Raw genomic sequence first — 7,310 nt, 5'->3', positions numbered from 1 at the left:
CCCCAGCCCGCCACCCCGGTGCTCGGGCGTGACGAAGAAGAACGGGATCCAGCCGGTCTCCGGCTCCAGATCGGTGCCGGGGGCGAGGGGCGTCAGCCTGCGGACGGCGTACGCGGAGCCCGCCACCCGCCCGTCCACCACGGCCACCCGCAGGCCCTCGGGGTCGAAATTGGGGTCGAGCAGCACGCAGTCACGGAACCATCCTGAGGTGGTGGGGTCTCCTGGCATGCTTCGGTTCCAGGCGTCCACCAGGGGGCGTTCGTCGCCCGGCACGAACGCGCGGACAGTCACCATGAGGGTCCTTTCACGCTGCAGCTGTCCCGCCACAGCTTTCCCAGTGTTAACCGCCCAGGTCAAGCGATGTAGGAAGAAATTTTCCATCTCGCAGTAAATGTGGAAAATTAGTTTCGCGTGCGGTATCTATGGATGGTTACCCGTTCGCCCCTCTTGCCCCAGCGCTCACAAGCCGTCGCGTCCGCAGGCGCACACCGGTTCCGCCAGCACGCGCTCGAACCGCGCGAGCGTCATGCGCGTAGCACCCGGCCCACGCCCACACCGCCCCTGCAGGCGCCCGCCGGATGCCTCACCCTGGGCCGCTCGACCTGCCGGCCGCGCGTAGCGCCTGCCGCGAGCGCGCACGAAGATCCCCCGGGGGAGACGTCCGGCGGCGCGTGGGCGTGAGGAGTGCGTGCTGGATGGGCGGCGCCCCTCCAGCACGCACTCCCCGCCGGGCGGGCAACCCCCTGTCCGCCGGCGGGCTCGTGACCGCGGCGGTCAGCCCCGGGCGCCCGCGAACGGGCGCCCGGGGCGCCGCCCGCCCGCGGCGCCGGGCCCCTCCGCGCCGCCGGTCATTTCAGTCCGGCGAGGAACGTCTTGGCCAGCCGCGTCACGGCGGACTTGGCGACCGCGGGCTCGAAGACCGGCTTCTCGTAGTCGTCGGCCTCGACGATGCCGCCGCCGGCCGTCGTGCCCCCGAAGGTGAACTCGACCGTACGCTCGCCGGACAGAACGTTGATCAGCAACTCCTGCCGGGGTTCCTTGTCCGGCTCGCCCGGCCTGGTGGTCGTAGACACCACGGCGAACGCCTTCTCCCCGAGCCCGGAGAGCTCCTCCCTGGGCCCGTACGTGGTGTGGCTCACGCTGTTGCCGATGCCGCCCTTGGCGCGGTAGCGGTCGTACTTCTTGGCATCACGGTCGAACTGGAAGTCCGACCCGCTGCTGCCGTCCTTCCCCCAGTCGACGACGTGGACGCGCAGGCTTCCGCCCCTGGCGGTGTACTCCTGGCCCGGCTCGTGCTTGACCGCCTCCTGGATGGTCCAGGTGCAGGTGGTCTGCTTGATGCGCCCGTCGTTGTCGCCCACGGACGGCCCGGTGACCGCGGGGAAGAACGCCGACTGCACGTCCGCGACGCTGAGTATCCCGCAGGGCCCGCCGACCTTGACCTTCGAGGCGTCCTTGGCCATCTCCGCGGTGATGCGCTCGGCGACCTTGCCGGCCGCGGCCCGCACCTCGTCGCCCGAGGGGTACTTCCGGCCGGAACGGTTGCTGCCGCCGTACCTGACCTTGATCAACCACGGTCCCTGCCGGACGTACACCTCGGCGGACAAGCCGCTGTGCCCGATCGAGCTCTGGCTGTACGAGGCGTCGCCGTGGTCCAGCTTGATGGTCTCGCCGAACGACGAGCCGGAGGTCCTCCCGTCGACCCGCTGCCCGTCCCGTACGTTGACCCGCCTGTCGTGCGTCTTCTTGTCCCGCTCGAAGCGGTCCTTTGCGTACTCGATCGCGTTCTGTGTGCCGGAGCTCTTGGCCTCGACGGAGATGTTCAGGCTGCGGTGGCCGACGACGCCGCCGCCGACGTCCATCTTGCTGTTCCGCCATCCGCAGCTCGCCTGCTTGTCATCCTCCGCGGCGGCCCCGGTGGACGCGTCCCTCCCGCCGTACTTGCCGTCGGTGACCAGGCTCTTGCGCAGGGCGTCCGGGACGGCGTCGCAGAGCTGGGACCCGGTGATCGGGCGCAGCTTCACCGCCTCGGCGGCCGGGGTCGCCGAGGGCGTCCGTACCAGTCCGGGCCGCTTGCCTGACAGGTCGGGCGGCGGTCCTGGCCCGTCGCCGAACTGCTGGAGCAGCAGCCACCCTCCGGCCGCCCCGCCGATCAGGACGACGGCGAGCACGGCCACGATGGCGATCAGCGGCCCCTTCCCGCCGCCGTTGCGCCGAGGAGGCCGCCCCCGGCCACCCGGCCCGCCGGGACCGCCCGGCCACGGCCCTCCAGGACCACTCGGCCCTGGCCCGCCGCGACCGCCCTGCCACGGCCCCGGCCCTCCAGGCCCCACCGGCGGAAGGCCGCCGCCGTGTCGCCCTGGCATCCCCTGCGCGCCAGGCCCGTACGGCGGCCCGGAGGGGCCGTGCCCGGAAGACGGCGGGAATGGGGTGGACATCAGCGACCCTTCACAACACAGCGGCGGAACCTTGACCGGGTGGCCACGACAGCCGAAAGGCCGTGTCCGACGGAGCACGAGGGGGCGCCTGCCGTCCTACGGGCGGCCAGGCATGCGTCCGCCCCCGCGCTTGATCCGTGGCCGATTCCGAGCCTACGGACGGCCCCCACGGGGGCATGTCAGGCGAACACCCGACAACCCGATCACAGTTCGGTCGAGGCACGCCCACGTCACATCGCCGGATCGGCGACCCGACCGCGCGCCTTGACAGTCATTGGCGCCGGGGGCCCGTTATGGTTGCCGCCCGAACATGGCCCCAGATGGCGGTGCCGTCCCGCAGCGGTGACGCTGTCGTCGGTCGTCACACTGATCGGTCGCCAGATCCCGCACGCTGATCGAAGCGTTCGGCCGGTCGCGGTTACCCGCGGGCTCCGCCGGCTTGTCGCGTGTGACGGCCCGGGAGGCGAGCAGCCCTCCGATGCCCGGAACCAGTGCGGTGGGCGGTTGCGAGGTTTCCCAGAAGTATGAGGAGCGTACCCAGTTCCAGGAAGCCGATCATCCGAAGGGTGCGGGTGGCAGTGCTCACGAGACTCCCGTGGTCGAACCGGGGCGGTAGATCATCAGGGTGACGACGACTACCCACAGCAGGTTGAAGATGCCGACATACACGGCCGGCTGCGAGGAGGACCGTCCGGGTTCATCGGCCGCGTCAGGGCTGATGAGAAGGTCGAGAAGGCGGCGTTGGCCGGGCAGGATCAGGCCGATGAGGACGGCCGCGGCGATGACGGTCAGCGCCATCGAGATGATCAGCCACGTGTCGGTGAGTACGCCGAGGCTGGCGGCGGTGGCGACGCCGAAGATGGGAACCACGACGGCTATGAGGCTGTATACCCGCGTAATGCGCGCAAGCACCGAGACGATGCCTGCCTTACGCAGGTCTTGAGGGGCGGACAGAGCCGAGCGGAATGCCCGAGGGAACATGCTGGTAGCGACCGCCATCGGTCCGACAGTGAGAATTGCGCCAATGACGTGGACGGTCAGCAGGAAGCCGGTCACGGAGCGACCCTGTGTCCGGAGATCGGCGTTCGGGGCAGCCTGCCGGCACGTGCGTGCCCGGTCATGGTGTCGCCCTCGATGACAACGTCGAAGTCAAGGTTGAGCCGCATCGGCTTAGTGACGCTCTGTTGCCACGTGACGCGTTCGCCGGTCTCGGTGTCGGCGGCCGCGATGCCGGATAGAGGCACGGTCTCGTTGCGGCTGGAGGCATCGCCCGCGAAGCCGTCAGACGTCGTGGTGAACCGGTACTCGACGTGCAGGGTGCCGATGGGGGTCTTCAAGTCGAGTTGCCAAGTCCCAGGCAGGTTGCTCATGGATGTCTCTTGTTCTGGATCGTGGGAGGGTACGGGCAGGTCGGCGCGTCACGTCAGAGCGGCGCCGGGATCGGGCCTCGGTCCTGCCAGACGGTGCCGCGGCGCTCATACTCGAAAAGTTCCTCAACCGAGCGGGCGATGGCCGGTCCGTACTCGCGGTCGAGGAGATAGAGCGCTACGTCGAGACCGGAGGTGACTCCTCCGCCGGAGACGAGATCGCCGTCGTCAACGACACGGGCGTGAACCGCCTTGGCTCCTGTCGCGTCGAGGACATCCATGCCCAGGTGGTGGGTGACCGCGTGCCTTCCTTCGAGTAGTCCTGCCATCGCGAGTGCGAGTGACCCCCCGCATACCGTCCAGACCTGGACCTCCGGGTGGTCAAGAGCCCGCTGGACCAGCGGCACCGCGTCGCTCTCGCCGAACCGCGCCAGAAGGACGGGGATCGTCTCTGCGCCAGCGTCGGGGTCGCCATCGACGGGACCCGACACCCCGGGCACGACCACGTAGCCAGGACGCTCCGGATCGAGCGTCGAGGTCGCGTTGAGTGTGAGACCTCGCGTGCCGGAGACGACCGAACCGGGACCGCTGGCCGACACGAGCTCGACCTTGAGCGCCCCGGCCAGGGCATCGGCACCTGCGACGAGGACCTCGTACGGACCGATGACGTCAAGTGGGTCGAAGTGGTCGTAGAGGAGGATTTGAGCCGTTAGTGGTCTCGCTGGCATCGGGTGCATGGAATCCATACGTCCATCCTCAGCGAGTAGCCACAGGTAGACCAGTGGCCATATGGCCAACTACCGCCCTTATCTGGCCATGCCCCAGCGCTCGTGTGCGAGTGGGCGAAACCCCTTCCACCGTGTGAAGATCAGGGATGTGCATACCATCGTAGTGCTGGCAGTGCCAGATGTGATTGCGTTCGATCTGGCCACGCCGGTGGAGGTGTTTGGTCGCGCCCGCCTTCCTGATGGGAGACCGGCCTACCGCGTCGTCGTGTGCGGGGCCGACAGCGTGGTCGATGCGGGGCCGATACGCATCCAGGTAGAAGCGGGACTCGAGGAGCTCGAACGTGCGGACACGGTCGTAGTGCCCGGCCGCAACGACATCACGGTGCCGACGCCACCGGTGTTCATCGAGGCCTTGCGTACCGCAGCCGCAATGGGGACCCGGATCGCGTCCATCTGTGTCGGCGCCCTGACTCTGGCCGAGGCCGGGCTCCTCGATGGTCGGCGGGCGACCACGCACTGGCTGACCGCCGACACCCTGGCCCGCCGCCATCCGGCTGTCGAGGTGGACCGCGACGTGCTCTACGTCGACGCCGGCAACATCGTGACCTCCGCCGGAGCGGCGGCAGGCCTAGATCTCTGCCTCCACCTGATCCGCCGCGACTTCGGCATGGCGGTCGCCGCCGACGCCTCCCGCCTGGCGGTGGCGCCCCTCCACCGAAGCGGTGGACAGGCGCAGTTCGTCGTGCGCAACCCACCTCGGTACGCCACCGCGACCCTCGAAGGCGTACTGGCCTGGATCGAGAAGAATACCCACCGCGACCTCGCCTTGGCCGACATCGCCCAGGCCGCGCATACGAGCGTCCGTACGCTCACCCGGCGCTTCCACACCGAAACGGGCCAGAGTCCCATGGAGTGGGTGACCGGCGTCCGGATCCGACATGCCCAGGAGCTGCTGGAGACCACCGACCACAGCGTCGAACGCATCGCGCACCAAGTCGGTTTCGCCAGCACCGGAAATTTCCGCACACACTTCGGTCGACTGGTCGGTGTGAGTCCAAGGGACTACCGGGCCACTTTCGGGATGTCGGAGAGGAGGACTTAAGCGGCATATGACGTGTCGGATTGTTCGAGTCATCCAGACTCGGGGCTGAACACGTTGCAGTCACGCCGCGAGTCCCGTTCCGTTGCAGGTTGCCCGCGACGGTGGCCCTTTCGACCCATGTAGCCGACCCTCTACGCGGTGCGACGCGCGACCTACTGGATCTGGTCGAGCAAGTGCCAGTCGGCGTCGAGAGCGTGAGCCACCCGGGTGAGTATCTGTTCGAATCCGGACCGGGTCTTGTCCGGGAAACCGATGAAGAATCGGTTGGCCAGCGGCACGCCCCAGCGCATCTGCCGGGCCACGTTGTAGACCCGGTGGACGATGATCGTCCCGGCATCGTCGTGTGTGGCGGACCACTCGCCGCGATACCACCATCCACCCTGGGAGACCGCCGTCCGGCCGTCGGTCTCGGTGAGTGCGAGATTGCTCCGAAGCAGCGGCCAGACCTGGTCGACGGGCGCGTCGATGTGGCCGGCGATCTCGGCGAGGAGCCTCTTGTCAGCCACGAGGACCCGACGCCCTGGTGTTCTGGAACGACGCGAACCGCCAGCCCTCCGGTGTGTCGACCGCGGTCAGGCTGATCACCGAGTCCCGGTTCGGATCGACCTGGCCGTCGACGGTCGACGAGCCGCCGGCGATGACCAACACGGCGCCCTCGGCGAGCGGTTTGACGTCGGCCGTGCCGGCGAGTGGCTCGAGTGTGATCGGCATCCGAAACAGCTCCCGGTGACCTTCCTCGATCGCGGTCCGGCCGCGCATCCGCAGGCCGAAGAAGGTGATGTAGTCGGCGTCCTCGGTGAACAGGTCGGCGTAGCCCGCGGCATCGCCGGCGTTCCAGGCGTCGCTCAGCCGCTGCAGCAGTTGCCGCACGGCTCCGGTGGCATCGGTCATGGCGTCTTCTTCCGTAGTTCGGTTTCGGCGGGCTCGCGGAGCACGTCATCCAGGAGGTCGAGCCGCGCGGTTCCCGACCAGTCGAGCTCACCGCGCTCGATCCGGTCCAGCACGGTGCCGATCCAGTCCAACTCGGCTCGCTGCACCGCGAGTTCGTACTCCAGCTCAAGCAGCACAACGTCTGGCATCTCCTCGCCCCGGAGCGCCGCGACCTGCTCAGCCAGCCCGGTAACCGTGCCGGTAATCACCGCTGCCCTGGTCCGGAGCGACTTCCGCGCCGTCGCTGCGGGCAGGCAGCCGAGCAACGACACGGCCGCGACGAACCCGCGACGATCTGGATCCGGTACCTCGATCAGGTTCCGCAGTCGACCAGCCAGGTGACCACGCCCCTCGTCGGTGATCCGGTACACGGTCCGTTCAGGGCGCCGTCCGTCCCGAACCGTCTCGGCCGGCTCGATCAGCTGGCTCCCGTCGAGTCGCTCGACCGCGTGGTAGAGACTGCGCGGCAACCCAGTCACGTAATCCTTGTGGGTCGCCACGATCAGTCGCTGCAGCTCATATGGGTGGCTGTCCTTCACCGACAGCAACGCCAGCACCGTGAGCCCGACCAGATCCGCTCCGCGCATACCCGCCCTCCATTAGTGCACAATGCACTATAGCAGGACGCTCCACTAAGGTCATGAGACGCTGTGCTGCCGCCAGGCGCGCGAAGAACGCCGTCGGGGAACGGCCCAGAAGGACGACCGCTACCTCAAAGGCTCTGAACTGCTCCTGCGGAGGCAAG

At 68.6% G+C, this 7,310-nt stretch carries 9 protein-coding genes; 1 reads left to right on the top strand and 8 read right to left on the bottom strand.

Translation table 11 applies throughout. From position 1 onward, the window contains the following. The 5 genes from E1267_RS25525 to E1267_RS25505 form a co-directional block, all read right to left on the bottom strand. A partial coding sequence (locus E1267_RS25525) for a GNAT family N-acetyltransferase (RefSeq protein WP_132335715.1) occupies positions 1 to 294 on the bottom strand: 294 nt, incomplete at its 3' end. A gap of 554 nt (positions 295 to 848) precedes the next feature. After that, positions 849 to 2,171 carry a hypothetical protein gene (locus E1267_RS25520; RefSeq protein ID WP_165959780.1) on the bottom strand — a complete coding sequence of 441 codons (1,323 nt, stop codon included), beginning with the start codon at positions 2,169 to 2,171 and terminating at the stop codon, positions 849 to 851. A gap of 849 nt (positions 2,172 to 3,020) precedes the next feature. Continuing rightward, positions 3,021 to 3,494 (bottom strand): DUF2269 family protein, encoded by a 474-nt coding sequence (locus E1267_RS25515; RefSeq protein ID WP_132335711.1) that lies wholly within the window; start codon positions 3,492 to 3,494, stop codon positions 3,021 to 3,023. Beyond that, positions 3,491 to 3,808 carry a hypothetical protein gene (locus E1267_RS25510; protein WP_132335709.1) on the bottom strand — a complete coding sequence of 106 codons (318 nt, stop codon included), beginning with the start codon at positions 3,806 to 3,808 and terminating at the stop codon, positions 3,491 to 3,493. The genes E1267_RS25515 and E1267_RS25510 overlap by 4 nt, the downstream gene beginning before the upstream one ends. A 53-nt stretch (positions 3,809 to 3,861) precedes the next feature. Beyond that, entirely contained in the window at positions 3,862 to 4,551 is a 690-nt protein-coding gene (locus E1267_RS25505; RefSeq protein WP_246064253.1) for a DJ-1/PfpI family protein, read from the bottom strand. A gap of 115 nt (positions 4,552 to 4,666) precedes the next feature. On the opposite strand from E1267_RS25505, the gene E1267_RS25500 reads away from it, so the two are divergent. Then, positions 4,667 to 5,635, top strand: coding sequence for a GlxA family transcriptional regulator (locus E1267_RS25500; protein WP_246064252.1), 969 nt, complete (start codon positions 4,667 to 4,669; stop codon positions 5,633 to 5,635). A 152-nt stretch (positions 5,636 to 5,787) separates the two neighbouring features. On the opposite strand, the gene E1267_RS25495 is transcribed toward E1267_RS25500, so the two are convergent. From E1267_RS25495 to E1267_RS25485, 3 genes are read right to left on the bottom strand one after another with little or no spacing between them, the layout of a single operon-like run. After that, complete coding sequence (locus tag E1267_RS25495) at positions 5,788 to 6,141, bottom strand: hypothetical protein (protein ID WP_132335707.1); 354 nt, start codon at positions 6,139 to 6,141, stop codon at positions 5,788 to 5,790. After that, complete coding sequence (locus E1267_RS25490) at positions 6,134 to 6,526, bottom strand: SgcJ/EcaC family oxidoreductase (protein WP_132335705.1); 393 nt, start codon at positions 6,524 to 6,526, stop codon at positions 6,134 to 6,136. Before E1267_RS25490 ends, E1267_RS25495 begins: the two co-directional genes overlap by 8 nt. Next, positions 6,523 to 7,152 (bottom strand): PadR family transcriptional regulator, encoded by a 630-nt coding sequence (locus tag E1267_RS25485; RefSeq protein WP_132335703.1) that lies wholly within the window; start codon positions 7,150 to 7,152, stop codon positions 6,523 to 6,525. The genes E1267_RS25490 and E1267_RS25485 overlap by 4 nt, the downstream gene beginning before the upstream one ends. Positions 7,153 to 7,310 lie beyond the last annotated feature (158 nt).

The sequence above is a fragment of the Nonomuraea longispora genome (assembly GCF_004348345.1).
GTDB classification, from domain to species: Bacteria; Actinomycetota; Actinomycetes; order Streptosporangiales; family Streptosporangiaceae; genus Nonomuraea; species Nonomuraea longispora.
This window is presented reverse-complemented; position numbering and strand designations above follow the sequence as displayed.